This window comes from Anaeromyxobacter sp. SG17 (assembly GCF_022690695.1).
GTDB lineage: Bacteria > Myxococcota > Myxococcia > Myxococcales > Anaeromyxobacteraceae > Anaeromyxobacter > Anaeromyxobacter soli.
This window is the reverse complement of the sequence record NZ_JALCYX010000005.1, coordinates 13138-39864: the sequence shown is the minus strand read 5'-3', so window position 1 is coordinate 39864 and position 26727 is coordinate 13138. Positions and strand designations below refer to the sequence as shown.

Genomic DNA, 26727 nt, shown 5'->3' with positions numbered 1-26727 from the left:
GTACTTCCAGGTCCGCGCGCCGTCGAGGCGGCGGACGCGGATCCCCTCGAGCACCGCGGGCTCGAGCAGACGAGCGTTCACGCCAGCCGACGCGACGGCAGGACTCGAGGTGGTCACCGGGCTCGTTCACACCATCATCGGTCGTGGCCCACCACAGGCAATTCGTCACCGACGGCGGTGGACCGCGAGTGACATCGGCTCGCGCTGGTGGGGTCCGGCATCATCCCAGCGCGCTTGACCCGCTGCAGGCGAATCGGCACGCGGGCCCACCGAAGTGCGGAGTCAGCGCCGGGCTGGGCCCGCAGTCAGCTCGTCGATCCAGAACGTCGCGCCCTGTGGGTCGGCGATCAAGGCTCTCCTGAACCCGGGCGAGTCGTGCGGAGGGACGACCACCGTGCCGCCGAGCCCCGCCGCACGGTCCGCCACCGCGTCGGCGCCGGCCACCCAGAAGTCGACGTGCCAGCGCGGCGACGATCCGCGGTCGGCGGCGGGCACCATCACCGCGACGACGTCGCGAGGCACGGGTTGCTCCGGCTCGCCGCCGACGAATCCCGGAAGTCGCCATAGCGTGATCTGGACTCCGCCCGCGTCGAACACGTCGGGACGCCAGCCGAACACCGCGCCATAGAACGCCGTGGCGCTCTCGGGATCCGAGGAGTGGAGCGAGCTCATCGACCACGTGCGCGGCTCGTTCACGAGCTGCGCGCCCTCGCGAGCCCTGGCCTCCCACACGCAGAAGGGCGCGCCCGCGGGATCCGCGAGCACGGCTGCGCGGCCAGCGGGGGGAACGTCGAATGGCGGCTGGAGAACGCTTCCGCCGGCCCGCTTCGCCGCCGCGACCGCTCCGTCGGCGCTGTCCACGCGGACATAGGTGTTCCACATCGCGCGCGGATGGCCGTTCCAGCGCGAGCCGATCCCCGCCACGTCGCGACCTCTCACTCGGGCGATGAAGTACTGGCTCGAGGGATCGGCTGCCCCCGGGCCCGGGCCCGTGAATTCCCATTCGAACAGGGCGCCGTAGAAATCCAGCGCACCTCGCGGATCCGGCTGCAGGGTGTCGACCCAGCAGGGGACGCCAGGTGGATACCGCTCGCGCTCACTCACGCCGACCCTCCCGCCGCAACGCGCGACCTCTCGCGAACTAGTGCGGCAGGAATCGAGCCGCAACGCGCAAGATCGAGCGTCGGTGCGCACGCTCGGCGCATCCGAAGCCGCGGAAGCAGGCGAAGAACATGAAGGCCATGAAGACGAGGCCGATGAGCGGCAGGACCCACCAGTAATCAGTGCCTGTCGTTCCCCAGTATCCACACCACGGCATGGGAGCTTCTCCTGGCCCCGACCCATCTCAGGGACGAAAGGGTGCGTCTCCTCCGTGGACGAACGGGGCTCGGAAAGGATACGGGTGGTCTACTTTCCGCGGCCGAGCGAAACGAGCCCGGGCTTGGGGGCGCAGGCGAACTCGTTCTGCTCGTCGCGCTCGAACGTACAGGCGCGCTCCAGGGCGGCCTTCAGAGCCCCGCGCGCTCGATGTAGCCGGATCTTTGCGGCTCCCAGTGACACGCCGAGCGCCTCGGCGAGCTCGCGGTCGCTCAACCCGCGAAGCTCCCCGAGCAGGATCGCAGCACGCTGGCTGGTGGGGAGCTGCTCGACGACGTCCAGGATGCACGCCCTCATCCGCGTGCGGTCCACCTCGCCATCGAGAGAACGCTCGTGCGTCGCCTCCGCGGAGCGCGCCGCGTCGAGCGGGTCGGTCTCGTCGTCGTGTCGCTCGACATCGACGTACCGTCCGGCGGTCCTCAGCCGGTCGATGGCCGCGTTCGTTGCGATGCGATAGAGCCACGTCAAGACACGCGAGTCGCGCCGGAAGGTGCCGACGGCGCGCTGCGCCTTCTCGAACACGTCCTGCGCGAGATCCTCGGCGTCCGCCGAGCCGACCAGGCGTTCAAGGTAGCGGCGGATGCGCTCACCGTACTTTTCGTGAAGGCTTTCGATGCCGAGCGCGCGCGGTTCAGAGAGCATGGCGCCGTCGATGCTCGCACTCCTGTTCCGGTGCCACCAGGGCGAGCTGGCAAGCGGCTCTCCTCGGAGCTTCCCGGGCCCGGTCCCGTACAGCGCCTGGCGCTCGTGGACCGGCGTCGCCGGTGGCGGGGCGTAAGGAATCTCTTGGGGAGGTTCCCACCCGTCCGATGAGTATCTCGGCGTTTCGCGTGCTCGTGAGCAACGCCGCCGGCAGATCCCCACGCGCGGTGTTTCCGCGGGTGAGGCTTCCATGGCCGTGGCGTGCCCTGTCGATCTCGATACTGCCAGGCTCCGGGCGGAGATTCAGTCCATCTACTCTCGTGTCGCCTCGGCCCCGGACGGCGAGTTCCACTTCCACCGCGGGCTCGACTATGCAGTGGACTTCCTTCGCTACGACCGAGCCGCGCTCGCCGCCCTGCCGCCGCTCGCGGTCGAGTCGTTCGCCGGCGTGGGTAACCCGCTGCGGATGGAGACCATCACCGCGGGATCCACGGTCGTCGACATCGGCTGCGGCGCCGGCACGGACCTTCTGCTTGCCGCGAAAGCGGCCGGACCCGGCGGGCGCGCCATCGGCATCGACATGACGCAGTCGATGCTCCGGAAGGCGGAGGCCGCGGCGGCGGCTGCGGGGCTGACGAACGTGGAGCTGCGTCAGGGGGACGCGCTCGAGCTCCCGGTCGAGAGCGGCTCGGTGGGCTTCGTCATCTCGAACGGCGTGTTGAACCTCGCGCCTGACAAGCGCCGCGCCTTCTCGGAGGTGTTCAGGGTACTTCGTCCAGCGGGCCGGTTCCTGTATGCCGACATCGTGGTCCGCTCGGAGCTTCCGGAGTCGATCCGGAGCGACATCGATCTCTGGTCGGGTTGAATTGGCGGTGCTCTGCCGGAGGCGGAGCTCCTGTCGCTCCTCGGCGAGCTCGGGTTCATCGCCGCGGAAGTCCGCGAGCGGTTCGATCCCTTCCTCGGCACGTCCAAGGAAAGGGTCACGCGGAAGTTCCAGGTGACGGGCGTCAACGTCCGGTCGGCGAAGCGACCAGGGTGAAGCCCAGCCGGCTGCTTCTGGCCTCGTCAACCCGCTTCACTCGCTCTCGATCTCATCCGGAGACGGGCGGCCGGTCGAGGCGAGCAGGCGCACTGCTTCCCTCCCGGGCGGCCCAGACGAGCGAACCCGCTGGCGCCGCTCCTCCCGCATCCGGGCGTGGTAGACGGGGGCATCGCTCACAAGGACAGGGGGTCCGACATGGCCGACGTGACGAGGCCCGGTTCGAGGCGGCTCGTGAGGCTCCTGCTCATCGGAGCGTTGCTCGTGGCTGGGCTGCAGGCGGGCCGCGTAGGCGTGACGCACGCGCGTGCCGGCGTCGGGCCCGACTCCCCGGGCGCGTCGGGCGGCGTCGCGGCCGAGAATGCACCGCCCGGGCTGGAGCAGGCGATCGCCGCGCAGGAGCGGGCCAACCCGCGCCTGCTCTCCATCGCGGGTGTCGTCGGGACCGCGGTCGGGCTGGCCGGCAACGGGGGGGCGTCCATCCTGGTGTTCAGCGACGGCCGCGTGAACCTCGGCCACCTCCCGGGGCGGATCGACGACGTGCCGGTCGAGGTTCAGGTGACCGGCAGGTTCCACGCGATGCTGTCGCCCGAGGCGAAGCGGGGTGGCGGCGCCTCGCCGAAGAGCCGGTTCGGCGATCCGGTCCCGATCGGCGTCTCGACCGGAAACGCGAACGAGTGCTCTGCCGGCACGATCGGGGCGCGGGTGGCGGGTGGCGGCAAGCACTACGCGCTGAGCAACAATCACGTGTACGCGCGAGAGAATGCGGGCTCGCCAGGCGAGATCATCGCCCAGCCCGGGCTGTACGATACGCAGTGCAGCTTCGATCCCGCCGACCAGCTCGGGCGGCTCGCCGCCTCGGGCCGCATCACGTTCTCGACCTCGGCCTCGAACACCATCGACGCAGCGATCGCCGAGGTGAACTACGACACGGGCCTCCGCTCGCTCGGGACGAGCACGCCTCCCGGCGGATACGGCATGCCACGGACGACGACGGCGACACCTGCCCTCGACCTCGCGGTCCAGAAGTTCGGGCGCACCTCGGCGCTCACTCGCGGCACCATCACCGGGGTCAACGTGACGGTGAACGTCGACTACGGCTCGGCAGGAGTCGCGCGGTTCGTCAACCAGGTCACGGTCACGTCCGCTGGCCCGTTCATCAAGCCGGGCGACTCGGGCTCGCTGCTCGTCACCGACCCGGACAGAAAGCCGGTGGGGCTCCTGTTCGCGGGCAGCTCGAGCGGTAAGTACGCCATCGCCAACCCGATCGGTCCCGTGCTGCAAGCGTTCGGCGTGACGATCGAGGGGGAGTGAGCGCCCGGGCCGGCATCACGTCGCGACGAAGGCGCCCATGCGGTCTCGCGCCGCTGCTGGCGCTGGCGGCGCTGGCCGCCGCATGGCCGCGCCCTGACGCGCGCGGCTCGGAGCCGCAGAAGGAGGCGAGCATGACGGCGGACGCGATCGACGACGTGCTCCGGAAGCGTACCGATGAGCTCCTCGCGCTCGCGGGCGTGACGGGCACCGCGCGCGGGCTCTGCTCGGGCGCTCCCTGCGCGAAGGTGTACGTGGTCCAGGCGACGCCGGAGCTCGAGCGCAGCATCGCCGGGATCCTCGCGAGCGTTCCGTTCGAGATCGAGGAGACGGGCGACATCCGTGCCGTCCCGCGGGAAGACTCGAAGGCACGCTGACGGATCACGCCGGGTGCTCGATCCAGCGAGCCACATCCGCGAGACATCTCCACGCCTGCGCTCCGCGTGACCCTCCCGCTGGCCGAGCGTACGAGGGCATCATCCACCGCTCATCATCTCTTCATTCGGGTGAGGGAGCGGGCTTCCGCATCGCCTGGCCACTAGCGCTGGCGCCGCGCTCACGAACGCCTGCGAGACGCCGGCGCTCCGCGAACCAGGGTCTTCGTGCCGCGCTCGAGCGTCGCTCCCTCTCGGCTCTGCCAGCGACCGGCGAAGATCAGGACCGTGAACACCAGCGAGAGAGCGACACCTCCCAGATAAATGGCGGCACTAGGTGAAGAAGGAGATCTGCTCCGGGCTCTTCTGAGCGGCCCCGCCGATGATGACCGTCATGAAGATCGTGACGATGAGTCCCATCACGGAGATCGTCGTCGAGATCCGCACTCGGGATCTCTTGGCGAGCCATGCAGCCGCCCCAAGTAGCGCGACCGCGAACAATTCGACGAACGCGATGCCGCTCATGCGCCGCATCATCGCATGGCGCGACGCACTCACGGGAACGAGCCGTCGCCGTCGTACTTCATGATCTCCCCCCGATCCGTCAGAAGGGTCCTCACCGTAGACGAGTGCGCACCGAGGTGATGTGATGCGCAGCATGTCCAAGATCGGCGTTCTCGCACTGACTGTCATGCTCGGGTGTGCGCACGCCTCGCCCGCTGCCTCCGCCCAGCTCGAGTGTGATCTCGTCGCGGCGGCGGAGGTCCCGACCGACGTCCACGATACGACGGCGGGGTACCAGCGGCCCAGCAGCGTGAACCCGAGCTGCGTCGGGTCGGAAATATCTCGTAGCCTGCCCCACATCGATAAAACGAAGCTTCCGCAGCGTCCGGTGACGTTCAGGTTCGTGGTGCTTGCAGATGGAAGGCCGGCCGGGCTTCAGTGGATGTCCCGGAGCGTGGAACGCGAGTTCGCGTGTGCGGTGTGGCAGGCCGTCTCTCGGTGCTCCTGGAAACCCGGTCGCGACCCGGAGGGTCGCCCGGTACCGACCTGGTTACTCGTGCCGCTCTCCGTGAGGTAGCTTCTCTGCCAAGAAAGACCCGCCATGCGGGGGTTAGCGCGTCAGGAAGCGAAGACGGCTCACCGCACGGTCTCGTGGCTCACCCCGCCAATCCTTGGGCGCCTCGCGGCTGCCTTCGCGTCGACCTACTCCTCGAAGCGACCCGAGGCGTCACGATCGCGGTCGTAATGTCTGGTGAGCGGGAACGGCGGCAACCAGGGCTCGCGCCGGATGGTCCAGCTTTCGTAGGTCGGCTTCAGCTGGTCAGGGGCATCCAGGGATCCCAGGTTCACTTCGATCTCGTCTGCGGTGCGTCCGAAAACGGACGAGCCGCAGCGGGGACAGAAGAACCGCCCGGCGTAGTCGCGTGTCTCGCCATCGATCGTCACGGCATCCTGAGGGAACACGGCGGAAGCGCCAAAGAGCGCCCCATGGTGCTTGCGGCAGTCGAGACAGTGACAGAGGCCGACCCGGTAAGGGAGTCCCGAGGCCACGATGCGGACGTTGCCGCACAGGCAACCGCCGGTGAATCGGTCCATGCTGCGTCTCCTCCAAGAGCAAGCGGCCGGAATGTTCTTAGCGAACAGCGCCGTCACCGCAACTGACGCGCCGGCAGTCCGACCACCTCCGGGACTGCATCGCCCCCGTGGGCGTTCGCGATTCACCATGAGCGTCCATGTCGCCGACCCGGAAGTCCATGTCGAGGGTGACGAGCTGGCGCCCGAACTGGACCCGCATCTCGCGGATGCTCGCGTCGTGCATCCCGTTCGGAAGCTGGGCGAGGACGTCGTCAGGTGTCACGCGCTCATCCTTGCTGGCTCGTTCGAGAGACCAGCGCGGACCCAGGAAGGCAGCCAGGCCGCCGCACCAGCCATGCTGATGTTACCAGGGCTCCAGGTGCGCGGCGGAGGCGCACGCTCCCCGGCCAGCACGCCGAGGGGCTTCTCCGGTGGCAGCATCACGGCCAAGGGCACAGACGATGGCGGCCGGCAGCACGACATCGGAGCGCGTCTCCACGTACTGCGCGCTGTGCGTCTCGCGCTGCGGCGCGATCGCTACCGTCGAGGGGGGACGCTTCGTCCGCCTCGATCCCGACCCGTCGCATCCCACTGGCCAGGCGCTCTGTGCGAAGGGCCGGGCCGGGCCAGAGCTCGTCTATCACCGCGACCGCCTGAAATACCCGTTGAGGCGCACGCGTCCGAAGGGCGATCCCGACCCGGGCTGGCAACGGATCGGCTGGGACGAAGCGCTGGAGCTCACCGCGTCGCGGCTCCGCGCGCTCGCCGCGGAGTCCGGGCCAGAGAGCGTCGCATTCAGCCTGGTCTCGCCCTCGACCTCTGCGTCGGACGACTCGATGGCCTGGGTCGAACGGCTGACGCGCACCTTCGGCAGCCCGAACCTCGTCGTCGCAATGGAGCTGTGCGGCTGGGGCCGGTACTTCGCGACGGGCTTCACGTTCGGCGCGCCGGTGCCAGGACGTTACCTGCCCGACCTCGAGAACGCCGGCTGTATCCTCTTCTGGGGCTACAACCCCAACCACGCGCGGCTCAGCCACGCGACCGCGACCATCGCGGCACAGAAGCGCGGGGCACGCCTCGTCGTGGTCGACCCACGACGCACCGAACCGGCTCGGCGGGCCGACGCGTGGCTGCGGGTGCGCCCGGGCACTGACGGCGCGCTCGCCCTGGGGATCGCCGGGGTGATGATCGAGCGCGGCTGGTTCGACGAGCCGTTCATCCGTGAGTGGACGAACGGCCCGCTGCTCGTTCGCTCGGATACGGGCCGCCCCCTCACCGAGGCCGACCTCTCGGAGGGCGGGGACCGGGGACGCTACGTGGCTTGGGATCGGCCTGCCGGCCGCCCCACCGTCTACGATCCCGCCCGTGGACGGTACGAGGCCGACTCCGCGGACCTCGCCCTGTTCGGCGAGTACGCGCTGGAGACGCCGACGGGCGGCGTGCACTGCCGGACCGCCTTCGATCTCGCGGCCGCGCGCTGCCGAACCTATTCGCCGGAGCGAGTGGAGTCGATCACCGGCGTCGAGCGAGGTGAGGTCGAGCGCGCAGCGCGGCTCCTGTGGGAGGCGAGGCCCCTCGCGTACTACGCGTGGAGCGGCGTCGAGATGCAGACGAACGCGACCCAGATCGCACGCGCGATCGCGCAGCTCTCCGTGCTGACGGGCAGCTTCGATGCACGGGGCGGCAACGTGCTCTTCCCCACAATCCCCACGCCCGTCGTCGGGAGCCAGGGACTGCCGCAGCCGGAGCGGCCCGCCGTGGGGCTCGGCGTCGCGGAACGCCCGCTCGGCCCGGCGCGATGGGGATTCGCGACGACCGACGAGCTGTACCGAGGCATCCTCGACCGCAAGCCCTATGCGGTGCGAGGCCTCGTCGGATTCGGCACCAACCTCCTGCTGTCGCACGGCGACGTCCTGCGCGGGCGCGAGGCGCTGGCCGCGCTCGACTTCTACGTCCACGCGGACCTGTTCATGAACCCCACGGCGGAGCTCGCCGACGTCGTCCTGCCGGTGGCGAGCGGGTTCGAGCGCGAGGCGCTCAAGCTCGGCTTCGAGGTGAGCCCCGAGGCGCAGTCGTTGGTCCAGCTGCGCCGGCCCGTGGCCGCGCCCCCCGGGGAGGCTCGATCCGATACCGAGATCGTCTTCGACCTCGCCGTCCGTCTCGGTCTCGGCAAATACTTCTGGCAGGGAAACATCGACGCGGCCTATCGCCACCAGCTCGGGCCCTCGGGCTTCTCGCTCGACTGGCTGCGCGACCACCCCGAGGGTGCGCGCGTCGCGCTCGAGACGCGCTACCGCAAGTTCGCCGACGAGGTCGACGGTGTCCCGGTGGGCTTCGACACGCCCACGCGCAAGATCGAGCTGTACTCGGAGACCCTGCTCGCACACGGCTATCCGCCGCTGCCGGAGTACCAGGAGCCGCTGGTCGGTCCGGTGTCCCGTCCGGATCTCGTGGAGCGCTATCCGCTGATCCTCACGTGCACCAAGCACACCCTGTTCTGCGAGAGCCAGCACCGCGCGCTTCCCAGCCTGCGTCGCAAGGCGATGGACCCCGAGGTCGAGCTGCATCCCAGTGCCGCGGCGAAACGAGGGATCGCGGCGGGCGACTGGGTCAGCATCGAGACGCCCGACGGGAGCGTGCGTGCGCGGGCGCGGCTGAACGATACTCTGCAGCCGGACGTGGTCTGCGGACAGCACGGCTGGTGGCAGGCGTGTCCGGACGCGGGAGCGCCCGGCTACGAGCCGTTCAGTCCCGACGGCGCGAACTACAACCTCATGATCGGGAACGGGGCGATCGACCCGATCAGCGGGTCCGTGCCTCACCGAGCGTATCTCTGCGAGATCCGGTTGGCGGAGCATCCCAGAGACCGATGACCGCGCCGCCAGCGCTCGCGAGCTGCGATGCCAGGACGGCTGCTCCATGGGGCAGCGCTCGTCACCATGACGACCAAGCTGGCGCCGAGTCGAAGCGTTCTCGGAAGCGCGGTGCTCGGGACCGCCTTCATGATTGCCGTGGTCTGCCTGTATCTCCGACTCCGGCCGCGGCTCACCGCCGCGTTCGTCGGCGTCGGTGCTCGCGGTATCCTGATCGTGAGGTGGCTCCTCAGCGCGGTGACTCTAGAAGAGGGGCGGGACCGATGAAGACCCTGACGATCCGGTGGCAGCGGCTGGTCGCGGCAGGGGAGACCTGCCCGCGCTGCGGAGGCACGGGCGACGAAGTGCGAAAGGCGGCTGGAGTCCTCGGTCGGGCACTCGAGCCGCTCGGAATCGAGATCGTCCTCGACGAGGCCGAAATCGGGCTCCAGGATTTCAAGCGCGAGCCGCTAGAGTCGAACCGCATCTTGATCGGCGGGCGCTCCATCGAGGACTGGCTGGGGGCGACGGCCGGTCAGAGCCCGTGCTGTGACGTTTGCGGCCCGAACGAGTGCAGGACCGTCACCGTCGACGGGCGGACACACGAGACGATACCCGCCGCTCTCATCATCCGGGCCGGCCTGCTTGCTGCGGCCGCGCTGACGACCGCAGCGTCCGAGCAGCCCTGCTGCGCTCCCACTGTGGCGGTGCCGGCCGGGAAGGTTTGCCGATGAGCAAACGCAAGCCGCCGCGCTCGTGTGACGCAGGCGCTCCTCCCATCTGCGGGATCGACGTTGACGGAACGCGCACTCACCGTTGAACCCTGACCTGCAGCGCGTGCGAATCTGCACGTCGTAGCGCGCGTTCAACTCAGCCCACGCCTCCGGAGGAACGGAGAAACACAGAAGCACCCCTGAGTGCGAGAAACCTCAAAGCCTATGTTCGCATCGAGGATGACCTCCACGCCGAACCTCAACCGGCTGAGTACGATTCGCTCGCAGACGCGCTCGCCGAACTGCGGCGGTTTGCGCTGACGCCGTACGGGAAGCCACCAAACCTCGCGCCGTGCACTTCCTGGGTGACGTGCGGTCGCTGCTGGGAGGTTGTCGAGTACGACACCTCGACGACCCCGTGGACCACCATCTCGCGGGAGTCGTACCTCGAAATCGACGCGGCGGGCGCGAGGTGGTTGCGCGAGGCGTGACTCTGGCTCGGACGCCAACTTGGTGTAGGGAGGGCAGGCGCGTGACGAAGTGGGTCTATGACATCGGGACGCAGGCCATCGCCGGTTTGTTCTCCGGGGCCGTCGTCGGTGGCGTGCTCCTGTACTCGCAGTTCCGGATGGAGCGCCGCATGAGCGTGAGCGCCGCCTGCTTGATGACCACCGGGAGCTCCTCGGCGCCGCCATCCAGATGCACCAAATCGTTGGTAGGACGTTAGCCGGAACGGGAAGCGCGGAGCGTGTCGCCTCCGGATGGAACGAAGCGGGGCGGGCAGCGGCGGACTGGGCTGCCGTCGAAGCGGCAAGAGAGTTCTCGGCCGAGGTGTTGAAGGCGTCCCGCGCTGCCCGCGAGGAACTCAATGCCGACCTGCTCGCCATCATGGCGAGGTCGCCGTTGGGGGACCGTCCCCGGCGTGTAGAGGTACAGCCGAACGAGTGCGAGCTTCTGCTCCGCGAGGGCATCGGTCGGTGCTGCGACGCCTTCAAGCGCGCTGAGGAGGTACGTGAGGCAGTTCGTGTCGAGACCGATTTCGGAGAGGTCGCCCATCGGAACCCGAAGGCTCACGGTTTGCCCGTCATTTGCCCGATGAGGGACGCCACCAGTCCCGCGTCGAGTTGACCTTGAGCGTCGGGCGTGGCGAGCGTGAAAAGGGCGTCTCGGAGCACCTCATGGTCCACCGGCTCGAACTCGATGTCATCACGTACCTCGATGAGTTCGGCCCACTCACGAACGTCGCTACCTCCAAGTTCGCCGGAGAGGAATCGTTGAAGTACGGAGACAACGTGCGCCCGCCGGAGCACGACCAGGGGAGGGCTGTCCCAGCCGAACCGCGCGAGCCCTTCCGCAAGAGGCGCGAGCGGAGTTCTGGCGGCGAGAAGGGCTTCAAGTAGCTCGATTCGCGTCATGCCCACTCCAGCGAGCACTCGCGTACGGTGAACTTCATTCGGGCGTACTTCATTCGGGCGTTCCAGTTCTCCACGTAGAACCAGAGATGCACGAGGCCATCGTTCGGAGCAGGTGGCTACCCGGGGTAGGTTCGCGCGCGGAACACCTCGCGCAAGTTCTCCATGGATTCCGAGGTCAAACGATCCCCCTGACGTGAGCTGCGCAGGTGAACGCGTTGCGTGGCTCGCGGTGCCGCAGTGTGGAGCAGGTGTGGAGCGGAAATGAAAAACCCCGCGGCATCGCGGGGTTCTGAAGTGGAGGCGCCGGGAATCGAAGACGGCCTGGCGACCGGACGAGGGCCAAAGGCATTGGCGACTGTGGGGCTACGCTGGAACGCGGGTTCGGTCCAGTTCGGTCGGATGCGGCCCGGGAGCACCACTAGTAGGGAGCTCACTACCAGTTTGCCGCGACCACTCAAGTATGGCTGGCCTCACAGCGTGGCTGGGTAGGTTGTGGTCTTCACCCCATCAAGCTCCCGTGCCCAGGCGATCATGGCGCGGGGTACATCGCCTGCTTCGTTCGGATGCGCGACCGGGTAGTACCCGGGCCCAGGAATCTTCTCTCGTGCCCGCACGACGATCGCTGAGAGCGCAGGGAGGTCCCTTGCGCGGCACCTCCTCACGACGTCGCCCAGCGCTGTGGCAAGCAGGTCGCTGTCTGGGTCGAGCGCGTTGTACGGCTTGGGAAGGCGCGCCACGAGATCCGAGTAGGAGATTTCGGGGTGGGGGCTGGGCGTTCTGGTCCTCAGGACCGCATACACCGCATCCGCAAGAGGGCTCATGATCCCAGTGTATCCGCGAAGGCGGGCAACGTGAGGTCGGAGTGCACTCGGTCGGCTGCCGCAGCAAAGGATCGCGTTGACAGGGCGCGCGCGATACGCGAGCAGTTCGGGGCATGCCCCTTGCCATAACCGCTGAGCTCCAGCCGGAGGACGTCATCTTTTACAAGATCGACCACTTCGGTGATCCAGAGGTTGTCGGTGGCCGGATCGTCCTCGGGGGCGAGGCGTGCATGAAGGGGCTCCGCGCGACGGCGAGGTTAGGCCAACTGATCGTGGCCATCGGAGGCCGCACCGCCGGGAGGCTCCACCCGCCGAGCAGGGTGCTGAGGGATCGGCTCGTTTGGCTCGGCATCGTGGAACAAGTAGTTCCGGGCGCCGCGCCCGACGGTCGTCCACTGGTCATCTGCCGGGGAGTCTTCTTCGGCGAGAAAGGTCCGTTGGACTGGCGACTTCGATGGCCGGCGCTCGGTCCTTGGGTGGATCGGATTGGCCGGATGCACCGGAACAAGAGGACCGCGATCCCGCCTGAAGTGAGGGATGCCCTCCTCAGCATCGGGAAGTGGGCGCTTGCCGGACGGATGAATGCGCCGCGGCGCGCGGGCTCGTCCGCCGGATGTCCACCTCCCGGGCGCGCGCGAGTCACAGAGCGCGTACGTGGTCCATGTCCACCACGGAAGCGGCGCTGCTAGCTAGAGGGGCGGCAGCCCAAACCGGGGAGAGGAGAGTCAGCGCGCGGCGGAGGGGGCGACTACCGACGGAAGTGGCCCAGGATCCGCTCGGCCACGTCCGCCACCGCCTCAATGTCGGCCGCAGACCCGCGCCGAACGACGGCGAGAAGCCGGGTCATGGCGCGGTCCTTCTGGCTCTCCCTGTCGGCGACGCGAAACAGGTCGGACAACTCGGCCCCGAGCGCGAGTGCGACCTCTTCCAGCCGCGCCAGCGACGGGACCACGGCGCCGCGCTCAAGGCGACTCACGGTCTCGGTCGTAACGCCGATCCGTTCCGCGAGTTCAGCCTGCGTGAGCCCAGCGCGCTTCCGCTGATCGGCGACACGCCGCCCGAGTCTCTTCTCGACAGCGCCCATGGAGTCCTCGGGCGCCATCCTCGTGGCAGGCCTGTTCTGGTGACAGGACGTAGAAAGCCGTGTCCAGCTCCGAACTAGACCGAGAATGTTGAGTTCGGGTAGACCTACCAGCCTGGTTGGCGATCCGTACCGCCCTCAGCCCGGAGGTGGACATGAAGGCAGCCTGTCTTGCGGCTCTCGTCGGTGTGATGGCGGGCTGCAGCTTCGTCCCCGGGGTCGGCCCCGTGTACGAGAACGCAACCAAGCAGGACGAGCTTCGTGAGCGACAGGCCTCGGACCGCGAACAGGAACAGCGCCGGTGGGAGGGCTCCGAACAGTGGGAGGAGTCGCAGCTGGATGATCTCCAGAGAGAGCTTCGGTTCCACTGGTCCAAGGACATCACCTGCTTCCTGAACGCTGTGTACGACCGGTACACGCCTCAGAGCTTCGTCGCGGAGGTGCGGCAGGGAGACGAACGGCTCGGACGGAAGTGGAACGGGTATGGGCCGAGCGTCATCGCGAACATTGCGGCTGACGTCGCGGCCATCGCTCGTGTGCCGGGCGAGCCGCTCTCCGCGATTCGCAGGCAGTGCCGCGTCGAGCGCTGCGAGAAAGTGGCCGAGTCGCAGCGCAGCAAGCAGCCCGGAAGAGTCGTCCTTGTGGACGAGGACTGCGGTACCCGATAGCTGGCCGCGAGCTGGCCGATAGCCCCCGGCATCAACGGGCTCGGTCAGCCATTCTTCTGCGCTCGTGCTCGGCCGTCGCGGCCTTGAGCGCGGGTGATCCGCGCCATTGAGGGCTGGAGCCAGGCTGGCACGGCGGAGGTGTTAGCGGCGGCGGTCCAACTCGCCGTGCATGCCATGCACACAGCGAGGAGCGCGAGAGCACCTAGTCATCCCACGTCGCCCTACCCGGGTGATTTTCGGGCCTCCATAGATCCGTGCGCAGAGCGGAGAACCCCCACCGCGTTTGGCACTTATGCCCTCGGTACTAGACGGATTGGATGGGGAGGGTTTAACGAAATAGCCGCCATGAATGAACGACCTACTGAATTCTTGGAACAATCCGAGGTGAAGCGCCTCCTCGATGTCGCAGACCGCCGAACGCTTCAGGGGAAGAGGGACGCCGCCATCCTCGGCGTGCTCAGCCATGGCGGACTTCGGGAGGGTGAACTCTGCACGCTGAATGCGGGCGACTTGAAGGAGCACCAAGGGCGCACGTGCCTTCACTTCGAGACGCTCAAGAAGCGCACCGGCAAGACGCTCAAGCGGCAGGTGCCGTTGCCGGTGACGACCGTCAAGGACATACGGGCCTATTGGGCTCACGCGTACGGAACGGAAGCGCCATCTCTGGACGCGCCGATGTTCATGACGCTTGGGCAGCGGGGCCCATATCGGCCGGGCCGGCTGACGCCCAAGGCGATCGACGGCCTCGTGGCGCGAGCGGTCCGCGAGGCGGGCATCACGAAGCGGATCACGCCGCACTCCCTGCGGCACACCTGCGCGACGGGACTGCTCCAAGCCGGCGCGGACCTCGCCACGGTTCGGGACATCCTCGGCCACGCGACCATCACCACCACCGCGCGCTACCTCCACTCGGGCTTCGGCCGGAAGGTCGAGGCGGTGGACGCCCTCGCAAAGGAATGGGGCGGAAAATCCTCCTTTTCTCCCCCAACGACCGCATCTCCCGGTGGTGAGTCCAATGGTTAAGGCAGCCGAGGATGGTTGCAAGCGGGGTCAAATTGAGATCCAGGGAATGGGGGCGAATTTCGGTGTCGCTGAGCCCCGCCTGACGGCCATCCCCCTATCCATAGGGAGCCCTGCCCCCGTCGGTTTCCACAGGGGTAGAACCCCCTCTTCCCCCCGCGCGCCGTACTCGATCACCAGATCCCTGGCTGTCTTCCCAGCTGATGGAGCAGACAGGTTCACGCTGGATCACGTCCGGGGATTCGTTATCCCGAGTGAGCTTCCTGCCGGCGCCCGGCCTCCCCTTCGCCCGCTGCCAACCGCAATCGCGAGCCTGACCGCTCGCGGCGCTCTGAAGTATGAGCGCGACCGCTGGATCGGTGTCCGCCAGGTCGGCGACCTCGTGCTGCGTCAGCGGCTCGGCGCGTATCGGGGAGGTGATGCCACCAGGATCTCGTGCGTGTTCGAGATCAACATCATGCGCCGCTTACGCGCCCGGCTCATCCGGGACGGCCTGCTGCCAGCAAACCTCAGGTTCGATGGCGCGCACGACGACAACTTTGTCGAACCTACGCGCGTTCAGCCGGGAGTGGATCTACATGCCCTCGCTCTCGCCGAGTTCATGACCGCGCTTACCGAGGCGCAGCGCGCCTACACAGAGACGGTGTTGGACTGGTTCGGCCTGGCTCTCCCCGGTACACGTGCAGGCGTCGTGAGTGTTGAGCTCAACTGGGATGTGCCCTGCGACGTCGCCCGGCATGTGCCGACCGGCTGGTGGAAGCCTTGGAGCACCGGACTGGTCGGGGCCGCAAGGCGGATCGGCGCATTCGATGACGAGGACGAACCTCGCGTTCGCACACGCGCTGCGGTGTTCAGGCGCGAGCCGGGCGCCGCGCGAGGATCGACGACTCTACGCGCGGACTCGACGAAGGGGACCGGCGCGAAGTTGTACGTGAAACACAACAGGTTGGTGCGGGCAGAGGTGACGTATCAGGGCCGGTCAGCACGGCGCATCCTCCGCCACTCGATCCAGACCGGCACGGTCGAAGCGTTGGAGAGCGATCTCGTTTGCCTCGCGCGTCGATTCTATGAGGCGCTGTTGGAGGCCCAGCAGGTTCTCACGGATCGACCTGTGCTCGAGTTCGCTGCGATCCATCGGGCATTTCACCGCGCCGGCTCGTGGCGGAAGGTAGGTCACATCGTGGAGGCGCTGTCGGCCGGAGAGGCGTTCCACAACGCGGCCGGACGCTTCTCGTCGCCGCTCGTGAACCTCCGGAAGCTGGGCCTCGTCGAGTATCACGGGGGAGGGCTGTGGAAGGCGACGCCTGAACTTGCGCGGGCGTTCGCGCTCTATCGGTCGCGTGGAGAGGCGGCATGACCACCACGGCCGAGCGCATCGCACGCCAGGGCGCGGAGAAGTGGTGGACTGACATCGCGCGCGTGGCCCGGGAGCGAGGCGGCCTGCTGGTCACGCCCGAGTTCCTCGGCGCCGACGGGGCGGCGGTAGAGTGCATCGGCCCCTTCGTCGCGGCTGAGGTCGCGGCCTCCCGGCGAGTGTTCGGGTTCGTCGCCGCCTCTGGCGGGCGTCCGCACGTCGAAGAAGTGGCGCGCGTCTCCCAGGAACGACGTGTCTGGTCACCGCGAGAGGCCAAGAACCTCGTGTCTGGTCGAGGGCAAGGGCAAGCCTTCAGGCTGTCTGGTGATCGCGACTCCCACGAACGCCTGGGGGACGTCGAAGAGGGGCGCAGTACGCTCCATGTCTGGCGAAGCGCGCGGAGGTGGGTGCTCCATCCGCCGCACCGGCAAACGAGGCTGACGGTCGAGGAGCCGCCAACAGGCGCGGTTCCAGGGCTCGCCCGCGCGACGCGAGAGCAGCGGCGCGGGGCTGTACTCGCGCTCCAGGAGGCCCTGCGCGATCTCCATGTGGAGACGCAGGGGCGGGCGCGCTCGCCAACCCCGTCACAGGAGTTCCGGGCGTCATGGAACGCGCGGTCGTCCTCCGACGGCAAGCTGGAGACGGTCGGCGCCCTCGTGCTTGGGCCCGGGTCGCTCGTGTTCGCCAGCCCTGACGCGGAGTGGAGGCACGTCACTACCGCCGCCCTTCGGAGCGCGCTTGGGCGCGCATCTCCAGAGGAGGTCTTCGAGTACATGGCTCAGAGTGGAAATGGCATCACCAACGAATGGTCGCAGCCGTTCGTCGTGCGTGCGCAGAGCGCAGACGCGGCCCTGGCGCGGCTCATGACGCGGCTCCGGTATCGGGACAACGTCGCCGGTCACCTTCGGGAACTCTGGCTGGCCTGCTGGCCCGACATGGCGCGAGATGTCATCGACGAGGCGGAGGAGGTGACCTCGGGCCGCGCGCTCGACCCCGCCGCCGCCGAGTACCTAGGGCGGATTCGCACGGCAGCCCGAGGGGCCAGCAAATTTGACGAGGGCCGATCATGACGACGATTTCGGCGATGTAGCGACGCCGGCCGCGCTCCCCCTTCACTACGGGCCCCCGGTGCGGCGCAAGCACACCGTCGGGCCGCCCTCGCTTGCTGCGGGAGCAACTGCGAACGGGGCTCCTGGCGCCGGTGCAGTGGGCGACGTTCGCGTGCTCGTCCGCGCAATCTCGGCAGCCTCGCGCTTGGAGGCAGAAGCGGCGCCGGTGCTCGGGTCGCTGCTGCACGCGGGGCCGCCCCCCCAACCCGAGGGGATGACCATCAAGGAGGCCGCGGCCTGGCTCGGTGTCGATCACCGCACGCTGGCGCGACACCTGGCGATCATCCCGGCCGGCCCGGTTCCTCCGCTGCCACCAGGAAAGGTGCCGGCGCGGTTGGTCGGAACAACGCGACGAATCTTCAAGGCCGACGTCCTCGGCCTCCAGTCTGGTCAGGGAGGTGCGCATGAGCATCGTGTGGAGGAAGCGTCTTCAGGTTCGCGGTGGCATCGACAGATGGATCAACTTCGTGGACGAGGCTCCTGTGGATGAGGCGCAGCTCAAGGCGCGAGGCGTTCCCTTCCCCGCGAAGACCAAGGCGGAGGCGGTGCGAGTCTTCCGCGACCTGCGGAACGCGGCGCGAGAGGCGGTCACGCGTGGCGAGGTGGCGCAGTTCCTCGATGCCCTCGAATCGCGCGAACGCACGCGGCGTGGTCCCGGCCTCACGTTCGCCGTGTTCGCCGAGGAATGGTTCAAGACCTGCGTGGCGCCAGATAAGCGCGAGAGCGGCGTGGAGACGGACAGGTCGATTCTCGACAACCACCTTGTGCCGTTCTTCGGGGCACGACAGCTGCGCGACATCGATGCGCGCCTGATCGACCAATACAAGGCGCTCAAGCGCGGGCAGGAGCACCAGTACGGCGTCGGCTACGGCGCGCACACGATCAACAACCACGTTTCGGTGCTGCGTCGCGTCTTCCAAAAGGCCGTCGAGTACAAGCACGTCCCGACAAACCCGATCACGCCTTCTATGTGGCTCAAGGCGGACACCACTCCGGAGGAGTCGCGTGCGTGGTGGACGCCCGAGGAAGAGGCGAAGGCGATGGCGCACCTTCGGGACTGCTGGTGCTCCCGATACCCGGAGCGCTACATGGCGCTCCTAGTCCAACTCGTGGTGGGCATTCGGTTCGGTGAGCTGCGAGCGCTGGAGAAGCAGGACCTCGACCTGAGCGTCCCTGGGCTATGGGTGCGGCGGTCGATGGCCCGGAAGGCGGTCACGACCCCCAAGAACCGGCGGGCGCGCTTCCACGTGATCCCGCGCGGAGTCGCCGACGAGCTCAAGGTCTGGATGTTCAAGGTGGAGGGTCAGCTTCTCTTCCCCGGCCCCGACGCCGGACCGCTCGCGAACAACAGCCTCAACCGATGGTACCGGGAGTTGTCTCGCGAGGCGGGCGTTCGCGAGATCACGTCGCATGGCGCGCGTCACACTTCGGGGTCGAGCTACGCGGTGCTCGGCGCGAGTCAGAAGGCGATCGCGCTGATGCTCGGGCACGCCGACACGAAGGCGACTGAGCGGTACACCCACATGCAGGTCAGCGCCACGGCGCCGCTGGTCGAGCAACGGTGGGCGCTCCTCACTCGGACAGGTGAGGAGTAGGCGCGCTCGCAGCGCGCCACGGTCTGCTCCCGCGTTCAGTGTCAGGGTCGTGTGACACAGGAGAAGTGCGCCGCGCGTTGCCCGCCGACCGAGGGTCTTGTATGAATGTATGTGACATTACCTTCTTGGGAGCTCGTGGCCAGCCAAGCGTTCAAGTCCATCTATTTCCCTCCCGAGAGGACGGCCGCGGGGATCCGGCGCCGGCTCACGCTCGCCTTCCCACTCGCGGGCGCAGCCGAAGACGCGTGGGTTCGGCGCGTTCTCTCGCTGTCGAGTCCTGCTGTCCGGCAGCTGCTCGGGGACCCCACGTTCGAAACGCTTGAAGTTGGTGCTCGCCAGGCGAAGCGCTCTCTCAACAATCACTGTCTGTATCTGCTTTCACAAAAGGTCGCCGAGATGACGAACAAGTCGAGCCTGGCGCCATCGCAGCAACAACTTGCGCTTGTTCCCGACGTCGAGGCGTCTCCGTCGGTGGGCCTAACGTTCCGCGACAGCAAGAGGCTTCCCTTTCACCGTTGGTATCCATACGTGGAAGGGTTTTCTGCTGAGTACGTCGCCAACGTGCTCGCGCGGTTTCCAGGCACTCGAACCGTGTATGACCCCTTCGGCGGCGGCGGAACCACGCTTGTTGAAGCGAGTGCTCGCGGCATTCCCTCCGGTTACTCCGAAGTGAACCCGTTCATGCGGTTTGTTGCGGAAACGAAGGTCAACGCCGCGGCGTGGGCTAGGCAAGACAAGCGCGGTGTTTTCGCCAAGGTAGCGGCGGAGTTCCAAAAGGCCCTCGCAGCGCCAAGCTTCAAGAAGTTCGCCCAGCGCGTGGACCTTGGCTCGTACATGGAGGCGTTCGAGGAGCGAGACTTCTTCGAGGAGCAGCATCTCCGCGAGTTGCTGGCTTCACGCGACCTCGCTCGGTCGTTGACGGATCACAAACACGCGAGAGCTTTGCTGCTTCTGTCGATCGCCTCGAACGTGGTGCGCTCGTCGCACATGACGCGCCGCGCGGATCTTCGGCGGCGTAGGCCGGATGAATACAAGAACCGAGTTGTCGATGTCCCGGCGTTCATCACCGAACGCCTAAAAGAGATTGTCGAGGACCTGTCGGCGCCAAACGGTCCTACCGCTGAGGTCGAGCTCGTATCTGGCGATGCCAGAGAAGCGTCTGAGGGTCGCGCTTACTCTCTGTTCGTGACGTCGCCGCCCTACCTGAACGGCACAAACTACTTCCGGAACACGAAGCTGGAACTCTGGCTTCTGGGGTGGTTGAAGTCTGAGAGTGAACTCGGAACCTTGCATCGCTCCGGAATCACTGCTGGCATCAACAGCGTGTCGCGGAAGCGTGCGGACGTCCACGCGTTCGACGGCGTTGACGCGGTTGCGAGAGAGCTGGAGGGGAGGGGAGACAAGCGAATTCCGCTGCTCGTTCGTCAGTATTTCAGCGACATGCACGACATGTTCAAGGCATGTCGAGAGCGCCTTGAGCCCGGTGGAAGATTCGTTCTCGATATCGGCGACTCCAAGTTCTACGGAGTGTACGTGCCGACGGACACGCTTCTTGTCGACGCAGCGGTCGCTGCCGGATTCGAGCTGGAGTCGTCACGTGTCCTCGCGCGTCGGTACTCTTACGATCGATCGAAGTTGCAGCAGGTCGAGCTCGTCCTCCGTAACCCGAAAGCCAAGTTGAGGCCGGTCCGCTCGTCAACCAACAGCAGGAAGGTGGCGCCGTCCGGAACCGGAACCGTGAATTCGGCGGCGCAGATGAGCGAGCGCGAGATACGCGACGCCATCGAGCTGTTCCGGCGCGAGTTGCCGTACACAGCCCTTCCGTACTCGAAGCGCAACTGGGGCCATGCGCGCCATTCGCTCTGCTCATACCAGGGGAAGTTCAAGCCAGCGATCGCTCATTGGCTTGTGAAGCTGTTCACGACCCCGGGTGCGACGGTCGTGGATCCTCTTGGCGGGGTGGGAACCGTTGCCTTCGAGGCTGCCCAAGCGGCGCGCAACGCTGTGACGTGCGACCTGTCCCCGCTCGCGTATGCCGTAGCAACGGGTAAGGTCGAGGCGCCTTCCAGTGTCGATGTCGATAGAGCTCTAGGCCAGCTGGAGAAGGCCATCGCGGGACCACCCGTCACAGAAGCCGATCGGAAGTCCGCAGCTTTCGGGCTCAACGGCGCAGTGGAAGACTTTTACCATCCGCGCACACTGGAAGAGGTGCTGAAGGCTCGGCGGTACTACCTTGAGCTCGAACGGCCGACCGCGGCCGAATTGTTCGTGAAGGCGTCGCTGCTCCATGTCCTTCATGGCAACAGACCGTATGCACTCTCCCGGACGTCACACCCGATTACGCCGTTCCATCCTTCAGGGCCGGCTAAGTACAAGCCGCTCGTGGTGCATGTTCGGAAACGCGTCTCGGATATGGCCGCGGACCCGCTTCCGCCCGAGTTCATGCCGGGCAAGTCCTACCATCGCGACTTCCGCGAGCTACCGCGCGACGTCCGCAGCGCGGATGCGATCATCACCTCGCCTCCGTTCCTGGGGATGCGGTTCGACAGACCCAACTGGCTACGTATGTGGTTCTGCGGTTGGGGCGAGACAGACTTCCACACCCGCAGCTTGGGATTTCTTGAGCGGCAGCAGACTCGAAGTCTGGATGTCTATTCGGAGTTCTTCGATGCGTGCAGCGCCATGCTGCGGAGCGGCGGTGTTCTTATTGTCCACCTCGGTGGATCTGGCCATCACCGAATGGTCGAGCATCTGCAAGAGCTAATGGCGAAGCAGTTCCGCATGCTCCCTATGGTGACCGAAGATGTCACCTCCGTTGAGAAGCACGGAATCAAAGACAAGGGCCTGACGACGACGCACAACTTCTTGTTCGGGCTTCGACCCTAGTCGCCCACGGGCTCTGGGCGCATGAGAAGCGCCTCCGTGAGCTCGTTGAAGGCCGCCGGGTCTGCCGCGCGAAGTTCCTCGAACAGGTCAACGTCCGCTAGCTCTCGCACCTTCCGGGCGGTCGCGTTGAAGGTGGACGGATCCCAGGCTCGCGCGAATCCTGCGATGTCGGCTCTGATGCGGGCAAGCTCAGCGGCGCACACCTCCTTGCGGGCGAGCTCGGCGAACGGGAGGCCGATGATCTGGGCGAGCTCGCGAAGCTGTTCGCGGCTGTAGACATCGACAGGGAACCTATCCTTCTTGTGATTGTTGCACGCGTCGCAGAGGCACGTTGCGTGAATATCGATCGGCCAGAGGTAGGCCATCGGGCGGGTATGGTCCAGCTGCACCTCGCCAAGATTGAGGCGGCGGTGGCACCGGAAGCAGCGTCGCCCGAACCGCTCCCACACGATCGACTTCAGGCCGGCTCCCTCGCGATCTTTGATGGCGCTCAGCGCCTCCGGTTCACGCAAGAAGAGCTTGCGCTCTCTTGTGATGACCGACGACTCATGTAGTTGATCGACGGTCCGCTTGGGATTGAAGTCGTCGTTGATCCGCCACTTCTTACACGCTCGGCATTCGTTCTGGTGACCCGTGCGCTTTGCGTTGTGTTTGTGAAAGGCGAGCGTTGCGGGTCGCTTGGGGTTGACCGGAAGAACGCGCTGGCAGTAGGCGCACTTCTTGAGCGTGATCGCCTTCCCCGGACCGTCCACCAGAGCTGCACCACGCCAGCCGGCGTCCCGCTCGACGCCGAGTGCGTCGGTGTGTCGCAAGAAGAACGTTTCCGGCGCGAGGTGAGTTGAGTTCAGAAGCGAAACGTCGCCAGCGGGAAAGACGATGCCCTTTGGTGCACTCACTGGGCCGGCATCGAGCCCCCAGACGTGAAGCTCATTCGCGTATGCAGGGAGCTCGAACTGAATGGAGACGTCGCCAGCGGGTGCTTCGGCAGCAACTCCGATGCGGCCCCAATGCGCATCTGAGTGTAGCCGCGCCTGTGCCCCGAATGCGCGCCCCGAGATGCGAAGCTCGACACAGGAGGGCTTCGCCGTCCGTATGTACGCGCCCACGCCAAATACCGGCGGCGCTCCGTAGGGGATAGTGCACTTGAACCGGATGAGCGCCTGTCCGGCCCCGTCAAGACGAATGACCGCCGACGGCCTCTCTTCGAGCGTCTGATAGTCACGCCTTGAAGCGACAACATCTTGGCGACTCTGCTTCGCAAGTCGACGCACACACCCCTCCTTCGGAGGGGGCGAAGCGTGACACCCGGAGGCGTGCTGCACAAGGCCATGTGCGTGGGGAGGGAGTCGGGCGCGACCCCTCCCCCAGTGTGAAGCGTTCGTCGACACCACCTGGCGCGGCGACCAGCGAGTGGATCGGCGAGGAGCTGCACTGGAATTGCTGACCACAACCCCCGCGGAGCGAAGGCCGCCGAGCGGTCGCGGGCGCTGATCTCTTCAGTTGAAGCGCATCCAGTGCATGCACTGAGCGTCAGGCTCGTGTTGTATCGACCTCCAGGAGCCTTAGGAGGAGTCATGTCCGACGCGAAGCTTGTGACCGTGAAGGGAGCAGAAGCGCCCGCAGCGACTGAGGGAGAGACGGACCCACAGTCGATGCCGCCGAACGCGGGCCTCGGGTACTACATCTTCCGTTTCCTGAACGGCCCAAATGGTAAGACCGCCTCAGAGAAGGTCGGAGAGCTTCTCGGCGGGTTTCGTACGGGGCAAGTGAATCAACATCGCCTTGAAGTTATAAACGCCCTGGCGCGCTACGCGCTGCTCGCCGGCATTCTTGGCGCTGCAATCCTGCTGCAGCTTCGCGGCAAGTTGGATTCCGCGATCATCGGGCTCCTGTCGCTCGTGACCGGGTACATCTTCGGCCGCCAAAAGTCCGAGTAAGGGCATGCCCATCAGAATCCATGCGGTTGGCCGCGATGGCATCGAGCGCGTCTTCGACGGCGACCTTAAGCGCGACGGGCCGCGCTGGATCTACCGCATTCCTTGCGCGACGAAGCTCGACTGGTTCGAGGCCGTGTTCCTTGAGGTCGGAGGCGGGTGGATCCAAGTGGCGATGCTCAAGAACAACTGCGGGAAGGAGCACTCGGCAATGGGGATTCCCGAGGCACTGTTCGCGCGTGTCGTTGCGGACTCAGGCTTGAGTCTTCGGTCATCGCAGACGGATGACGAGCATGGCTACCGCACCCCCAGCGCGACCAAGGTTTGGAAGCGGCTCGAAGCACGTGGCCTCGCGCGCGAGGACAAGGCCGCAGACCGGTACATCTACCAGGGGGACGGGCGATCACCGTAGTGAGCTGCGTAGGGACTTGCTTGCGCCCAAAAGAGAAAAGCCCGCGTTGCCGCGGGCTTTGAGAGTGGAGGCGCCGGGAATCGAACCCGGGTCCGAAAGACTTCCAGTGACAGGTCCTACGCGCGTATCCCGGAGTGAATACGTGAACGGCAACCTCCGGGCCTGCAACCGCTCACGTTCTCGCCCTTTGATCTCGATCTCGGTAAGGCGGCTCGCCTCCCACCCAGATCCAGCCGGAGCTGACGTTCACACCCGGTACCCGGCGCTTCCGGGGGAACGCACGGCCTTTAGTTAGGCCGCGAGAGCCATGGGCTCGTTCGCGTTTCTGCTTGGTCGGCTTTTTACGTGGCCTGCTGACCAACCACGGCGCGCACCAGTCGCCTTCCGTCCTCCGTCGAAACCAGTTCGCCCCCAAATCTGCGAACTGACAGTCCTTTTCATAAGACCGCCGCCGCTTTAGTCAAGCGGCGGCGGCATCCTAGCACGGAAGCGGACGGCGGCTCGGTGGCACGTCCGGGCGCTTGCGTCCGGGAGGACCCGGCCGGGCGCCGCTCAGCGGTGCTGGTAGGTGCCGCAGTCCGCGTGTCCGCTGTGGCCCAGCACCACGATCGCCGACGCGGCGCACGTCATCGCGTCGTTGAAGCGGCACTCCTCGATGTGGCAGGCGCCCACGGTCCCGACGTCCTTGCGGGCGCTGTGGCGCCCCTTTCCGTCCGCCATGAACGCATCGCAGGCAGCGTGGTCGCTCCCGACGTTGATGGCGGGCGCGTGGCACATCTTGCCTGCGTTGTAGAAGCAGCTCGACACCTCGCAGCTCGAGATCACCGGCATCGCCGATGCCATGAGTGCCTCCTTTGCGGGCGCGGGTGGAGGAGAGGGCCGCGCCTTCGCCAGAGGCTAGTCACGCCATCCCGGCGAGGCGCGGCGACGCGGCTGGCGCCCGGCGGGCGAGCTCGCTCGAGCGCCCGGACGAGCGCAGGCGCGGGCGCTCCGGGGTCGGGGTGCGCCCGCTCCCGGCGCGCGCGGCACGCACGACTGCGGCGGTCACGGCGGCGTCGTCCTCGTCGGAGGCCGCCGAAGGGGTGCACGCAGCGTGCAACATGCGACTCGCCTCGGGGTGAACCCGGCCGGCGCAGCGCCGTCGAGAGGACGTAGCCGTTGCGAGCGCTCGCCGCGTGACGGCTTCACGCGAACGCGCGAGACTTCTGCGCAGCGAGGAGGTGGCACATGCTGCTGCGCGTCTTCGCCGTCCTGCTCGTGCTGTGCGCGGCGTGCGGGTCCGGGGGCGACAAGAGCCCCACGACGACCCCCGAGCCGACGCCGACCCCGGAGCCCACCCCGACTCCGACGCCGACCCCGGAGCCGACTCCGACGCCCACGCCGGAGCCCACCCCCACGCCGACGCCGACGCCGACGCCAACCCCCACCGTCACGTTCGAGCGGCTCGACTCGGCCGCCGAATGCGAGGGCCTCGTGCCCGCGTCCGCGCCGGAGCCGGTTCGCGCGACGCTCGTGCCGCCCGCCGGCTTCGCCTGCTTCACAGGCACCTCCGACGGCACCGGCGCGGTCGCGCTCGGCGCGCGCGACGGCGCCGGCAACGGCGCGTGGCGGGCGTTCACCGCCGACGGCACGCCGCGCTCGGCGTTCAGCGCGTGGCCGCTCTACACCCAGCCTTCAGGCTGGCAGGGGGCGGTGACGATCCCGAGGCAGCAGAGCGGGATCGAGGGCCTCGCCGTGCTGACGTTCTCACCCTCGGGTCTCCTGCTCCGGACCGTCGAGGTCACGTACCACGACGAATGGGTCGCGGCCGCCCGGTGGGACCTGCAGCAGGACCCCGCCGGCGGAGGAGCCCTCTTCGTCGAGTGGCGGGAGTTCTGGAGCAACCCGAGCTTCTGGACCAACCTGACGCGCGTCTCCGCCTCGGGCGACTGGGTGTCGCGCGGAGGCGACGGGCGCATGAACCTCATCGCCGGCGGCGTGTCGAACCGCGGCGAGGCGCTCACCTGGTCGTACAACGCCGGAGCCTTCTTGCAGTGGGTCGCGCCCGACGGGACCACCTCCGTGTCCGACGACGGCATCGAGGCCATGCGCTGGCTGTCGGGCCGGGAGGAGCCTCGATATTTCCGGCCGCTCCTCGACGGCTCGCTCGTGCTCGTCGAGAACGGCGCGTACACCCTGCGCCTCGCGCACCTCTCCTTCGCACGCGAGGACCCGCCCGCGTGGCTCGCCTCTCGCACCGGCTGGACGTTCCGGTTCACGCGCGGGAACCGCGGCTACGCGGCGCTCGAGCCCGCCGGTCGGAGCGCTCCGGACTGCACGCAGCGCATCGATCTCGTGTCGCCCACCGGGCGCCTGTGCGGGCGGGTCACGCTCCACGAGGACGGCTCGAGCTGCGTCACCGGCAGCGTGGACCAGGGCTGGGACGGCACGGTGGTGCAGCAGTCCGCGGCGGACGGGTGCGCCTTCCGCTGGTGGCCGCGCCTGCTCGCGGGTGACTAGCCTCGCGGGTGACTAGCGTCTCTCACCGGTTCTCGAAGGGCGGGCGG

25 protein-coding genes and 1 other RNA gene are annotated in these 26727 nt (G+C 67.3%); 15 read left to right on the top strand and 11 right to left on the bottom strand.

Translation table 11 applies throughout. The annotated features are described in order from the left end of the window. Positions 1-282 precede the first annotated feature (282 nt). Positions 283-1194: a VOC family protein gene (locus MNY60_RS03890; RefSeq protein WP_242338463.1), complete on the bottom strand. Its 912-nt coding sequence runs from the start codon at positions 1192-1194 to the stop codon at positions 283-285. A 213-nt stretch (positions 1195-1407) separates the two neighbouring features. Next, complete coding sequence (locus tag MNY60_RS03885) at positions 1408-2019, bottom strand: RNA polymerase sigma factor (protein WP_242360069.1); 612 nt, start codon at positions 2017-2019, stop codon at positions 1408-1410. Between the two features lie 250 nt (positions 2020-2269). On the opposite strand from MNY60_RS03885, the gene MNY60_RS03880 reads away from it, so the two are divergent. From MNY60_RS03880 to MNY60_RS03870, 3 genes are all read left to right on the top strand, one after another. Further along, positions 2270-2884, top strand: coding sequence for a methyltransferase domain-containing protein (locus MNY60_RS03880; RefSeq protein ID WP_242338459.1), 615 nt, complete (start codon positions 2270-2272; stop codon positions 2882-2884). A 408-nt stretch (positions 2885-3292) separates the two neighbouring features. Continuing rightward, positions 3293-4372, top strand: coding sequence for a S1 family peptidase (locus MNY60_RS03875; RefSeq protein ID WP_242338457.1), 1080 nt, complete (start codon positions 3293-3295; stop codon positions 4370-4372). Between the two features lie 131 nt (positions 4373-4503). Beyond that, complete coding sequence (locus MNY60_RS03870; RefSeq protein ID WP_242338455.1) at positions 4504-4746, top strand: hypothetical protein; 243 nt, start codon at positions 4504-4506, stop codon at positions 4744-4746. Between the two features lie 330 nt (positions 4747-5076). Here MNY60_RS03870 and MNY60_RS03865 read toward each other — a convergent pair whose 3' ends face one another. Together MNY60_RS03865 and MNY60_RS03860 are read right to left on the bottom strand one after the other, a co-directional pair. Next, positions 5077-5268, bottom strand: coding sequence for a hypothetical protein (locus tag MNY60_RS03865; RefSeq protein ID WP_242360068.1), 192 nt, complete (start codon positions 5266-5268; stop codon positions 5077-5079). Between the two features lie 681 nt (positions 5269-5949). Next, on the bottom strand, positions 5950-6342 hold the full coding sequence (locus tag MNY60_RS03860) for a GFA family protein (protein ID WP_242360067.1): 393 nt from the start codon (positions 6340-6342) through the stop codon (positions 5950-5952). 440 nt (positions 6343-6782) lie between these two features. On the opposite strand from MNY60_RS03860, the gene MNY60_RS03855 reads away from it, so the two are divergent. The 3 genes from MNY60_RS03855 to MNY60_RS03845 all read left to right on the top strand — a co-directional run bounded on the left by MNY60_RS03855 (position 6783) and on the right by MNY60_RS03845 (position 9907). Then, positions 6783-9194: a molybdopterin-dependent oxidoreductase gene (locus MNY60_RS03855; protein WP_242360066.1), complete on the top strand. Its 2412-nt coding sequence runs from the start codon at positions 6783-6785 to the stop codon at positions 9192-9194. 66 nt (positions 9195-9260) lie between these two features. Then, on the top strand, positions 9261-9461 hold the full coding sequence (locus MNY60_RS03850) for a hypothetical protein (RefSeq protein ID WP_242360065.1): 201 nt from the start codon (positions 9261-9263) through the stop codon (positions 9459-9461). After that, a complete protein-coding gene (locus MNY60_RS03845; RefSeq protein ID WP_242338448.1) occupies positions 9458-9907 on the top strand; it encodes a DUF2703 domain-containing protein in 450 nt (149 codons plus the stop codon). The genes MNY60_RS03850 and MNY60_RS03845 overlap by 4 nt, the downstream gene beginning before the upstream one ends. Before the next feature lie 525 nt (positions 9908-10432). Here MNY60_RS03845 and MNY60_RS03840 read toward each other — a convergent pair. The 4 genes from MNY60_RS03840 to MNY60_RS03825 all read right to left on the bottom strand — a co-directional run bounded on the left by MNY60_RS03840 (position 10433) and on the right by MNY60_RS03825 (position 13206). After that, positions 10433-10591, bottom strand: a complete 159-nt coding sequence (locus MNY60_RS03840; RefSeq protein ID WP_242338445.1) for a hypothetical protein — start codon at positions 10589-10591, stop codon at positions 10433-10435. A 365-nt stretch (positions 10592-10956) separates the two neighbouring features. Beyond that, positions 10957-11301, bottom strand: coding sequence for a hypothetical protein (locus MNY60_RS03835; protein ID WP_242338443.1), 345 nt, complete (start codon positions 11299-11301; stop codon positions 10957-10959). A 470-nt stretch (positions 11302-11771) separates the two neighbouring features. Next, positions 11772-12122 carry a hypothetical protein gene (locus tag MNY60_RS03830; protein ID WP_242360064.1) on the bottom strand — a complete coding sequence of 117 codons (351 nt, stop codon included), beginning with the start codon at positions 12120-12122 and terminating at the stop codon, positions 11772-11774. 748 nt (positions 12123-12870) lie between these two features. Then, positions 12871-13206, bottom strand: coding sequence for a helix-turn-helix domain-containing protein (locus MNY60_RS03825; RefSeq protein WP_242360063.1), 336 nt, complete (start codon positions 13204-13206; stop codon positions 12871-12873). A gap of 116 nt (positions 13207-13322) precedes the next feature. On the opposite strand from MNY60_RS03825, the gene MNY60_RS03820 reads away from it, so the two are divergent. The 6 genes from MNY60_RS03820 to MNY60_RS03795 all read left to right on the top strand — a co-directional run bounded on the left by MNY60_RS03820 (position 13323) and on the right by MNY60_RS03795 (position 21835). After that, complete coding sequence (locus MNY60_RS03820) at positions 13323-13871, top strand: hypothetical protein (protein ID WP_242360062.1); 549 nt, start codon at positions 13323-13325, stop codon at positions 13869-13871. A gap of 174 nt (positions 13872-14045) precedes the next feature. Continuing rightward, a complete protein-coding gene (locus MNY60_RS03815) occupies positions 14046-14894 on the top strand; it encodes a site-specific integrase (protein ID WP_308197114.1) in 849 nt (282 codons plus the stop codon). 436 nt (positions 14895-15330) lie between these two features. Next, positions 15331-16248, top strand: a complete 918-nt coding sequence (locus MNY60_RS03810) for a hypothetical protein (RefSeq protein ID WP_242360060.1) — start codon at positions 15331-15333, stop codon at positions 16246-16248. Beyond that, complete coding sequence (locus MNY60_RS03805) at positions 16245-17315, top strand: hypothetical protein (protein ID WP_242360059.1); 1071 nt, start codon at positions 16245-16247, stop codon at positions 17313-17315. Before MNY60_RS03810 ends, MNY60_RS03805 begins: the two co-directional genes overlap by 4 nt. A 443-nt stretch (positions 17316-17758) precedes the next feature. Continuing rightward, entirely contained in the window at positions 17759-18949 is a 1191-nt protein-coding gene (locus MNY60_RS03800; protein ID WP_242360058.1) for a tyrosine-type recombinase/integrase, read from the top strand. Positions 18950-19084: 135 nt separating this feature from the next. Continuing rightward, positions 19085-21835, top strand: coding sequence for a DNA methyltransferase (locus MNY60_RS03795; protein ID WP_242360057.1), 2751 nt, complete (start codon positions 19085-19087; stop codon positions 21833-21835). Here the strand turns inward: MNY60_RS03795 and MNY60_RS03790 are convergent. Next, positions 21832-23106 carry a hypothetical protein gene (locus MNY60_RS03790; RefSeq protein ID WP_242360056.1) on the bottom strand — a complete coding sequence of 425 codons (1275 nt, stop codon included), beginning with the start codon at positions 23104-23106 and terminating at the stop codon, positions 21832-21834. The genes MNY60_RS03795 and MNY60_RS03790 overlap by 4 nt on opposite strands. A gap of 303 nt (positions 23107-23409) precedes the next feature. Between MNY60_RS03790 and MNY60_RS03785 the strand changes: the two genes are divergently transcribed. Continuing rightward, positions 23410-23772: a hypothetical protein gene (locus tag MNY60_RS03785; protein ID WP_242360055.1), complete on the top strand. Its 363-nt coding sequence runs from the start codon at positions 23410-23412 to the stop codon at positions 23770-23772. Between the two features lie 4 nt (positions 23773-23776). After that, positions 23777-24181 carry a hypothetical protein gene (locus tag MNY60_RS03780; RefSeq protein WP_242360054.1) on the top strand — a complete coding sequence of 135 codons (405 nt, stop codon included), beginning with the start codon at positions 23777-23779 and terminating at the stop codon, positions 24179-24181. A 62-nt stretch (positions 24182-24243) separates the two neighbouring features. Here the strand turns inward: MNY60_RS03780 and ssrA are convergent. Further along, positions 24244-24594, bottom strand: a transfer-messenger RNA (tmRNA) gene (ssrA, locus tag MNY60_RS03775). A gap of 139 nt (positions 24595-24733) precedes the next feature. Continuing rightward, positions 24734-25024, bottom strand: coding sequence for a DUF1540 domain-containing protein (locus MNY60_RS03770; RefSeq protein WP_242338441.1), 291 nt, complete (start codon positions 25022-25024; stop codon positions 24734-24736). Between the two features lie 384 nt (positions 25025-25408). Between MNY60_RS03770 and MNY60_RS03765 the strand changes: the two genes are divergently transcribed. Then, a complete protein-coding gene (locus MNY60_RS03765; protein WP_242360053.1) occupies positions 25409-26680 on the top strand; it encodes a hypothetical protein in 1272 nt (423 codons plus the stop codon). Positions 26681-26727: the final 47 nt, after the last annotated feature.

What these genes read in the sequence shown, in the direction of transcription:
- MNY60_RS03850 (WP_242360065.1), top strand. Translation starts at nt 9,261, where the DNA reads ATGACGACCAAGCTGGCGCCGAGTCGAAGCGTTCTCGGAAGCGCGGTG.
- MNY60_RS03785 (WP_242360055.1), top strand. Translation starts at nt 23,410, where the DNA reads ATGTCCGACGCGAAGCTTGTGACCGTGAAGGGAGCAGAAGCGCCCGCA.
- MNY60_RS03860 (WP_242360067.1), bottom strand. Translation starts at nt 6,342, where the DNA reads ATGGACCGATTCACCGGCGGTTGCCTGTGCGGCAACGTCCGCATCGTG.
- MNY60_RS03855 (WP_242360066.1), top strand. Translation starts at nt 6,783, where the DNA reads ATGGCGGCCGGCAGCACGACATCGGAGCGCGTCTCCACGTACTGCGCG.
- MNY60_RS03805 (WP_242360059.1), top strand. Translation starts at nt 16,245, where the DNA reads ATGACCACCACGGCCGAGCGCATCGCACGCCAGGGCGCGGAGAAGTGG.
- MNY60_RS03765 (WP_242360053.1), top strand. Translation starts at nt 25,409, where the DNA reads ATGCTGCTGCGCGTCTTCGCCGTCCTGCTCGTGCTGTGCGCGGCGTGC.
- MNY60_RS03825 (WP_242360063.1), bottom strand. Translation starts at nt 13,206, where the DNA reads ATGGGCGCTGTCGAGAAGAGACTCGGGCGGCGTGTCGCCGATCAGCGG.
- MNY60_RS03880 (WP_242338459.1), top strand. Translation starts at nt 2,270, where the DNA reads ATGGCCGTGGCGTGCCCTGTCGATCTCGATACTGCCAGGCTCCGGGCG.
- MNY60_RS03830 (WP_242360064.1), bottom strand. Translation starts at nt 12,122, where the DNA reads ATGAGCCCTCTTGCGGATGCGGTGTATGCGGTCCTGAGGACCAGAACG.
- MNY60_RS03835 (WP_242338443.1), bottom strand. Translation starts at nt 11,301, where the DNA reads ATGACGCGAATCGAGCTACTTGAAGCCCTTCTCGCCGCCAGAACTCCG.
- MNY60_RS03770 (WP_242338441.1), bottom strand. Translation starts at nt 25,024, where the DNA reads ATGGCATCGGCGATGCCGGTGATCTCGAGCTGCGAGGTGTCGAGCTGC.
- MNY60_RS03870 (WP_242338455.1), top strand. Translation starts at nt 4,504, where the DNA reads ATGACGGCGGACGCGATCGACGACGTGCTCCGGAAGCGTACCGATGAG.
- MNY60_RS03845 (WP_242338448.1), top strand. Translation starts at nt 9,458, where the DNA reads ATGAAGACCCTGACGATCCGGTGGCAGCGGCTGGTCGCGGCAGGGGAG.
- MNY60_RS03800 (WP_242360058.1), top strand. Translation starts at nt 17,759, where the DNA reads ATGAGCATCGTGTGGAGGAAGCGTCTTCAGGTTCGCGGTGGCATCGAC.
- MNY60_RS03885 (WP_242360069.1), bottom strand. Translation starts at nt 2,019, where the DNA reads ATGCTCTCTGAACCGCGCGCGCTCGGCATCGAAAGCCTTCACGAAAAG.
- MNY60_RS03865 (WP_242360068.1), bottom strand. Translation starts at nt 5,268, where the DNA reads ATGAGCGGCATCGCGTTCGTCGAATTGTTCGCGGTCGCGCTACTTGGG.
- MNY60_RS03815 (WP_308197114.1), top strand. Translation starts at nt 14,046, where the DNA reads ATGCACACAGCGAGGAGCGCGAGAGCACCTAGTCATCCCACGTCGCCC.
- MNY60_RS03780 (WP_242360054.1), top strand. Translation starts at nt 23,777, where the DNA reads ATGCCCATCAGAATCCATGCGGTTGGCCGCGATGGCATCGAGCGCGTC.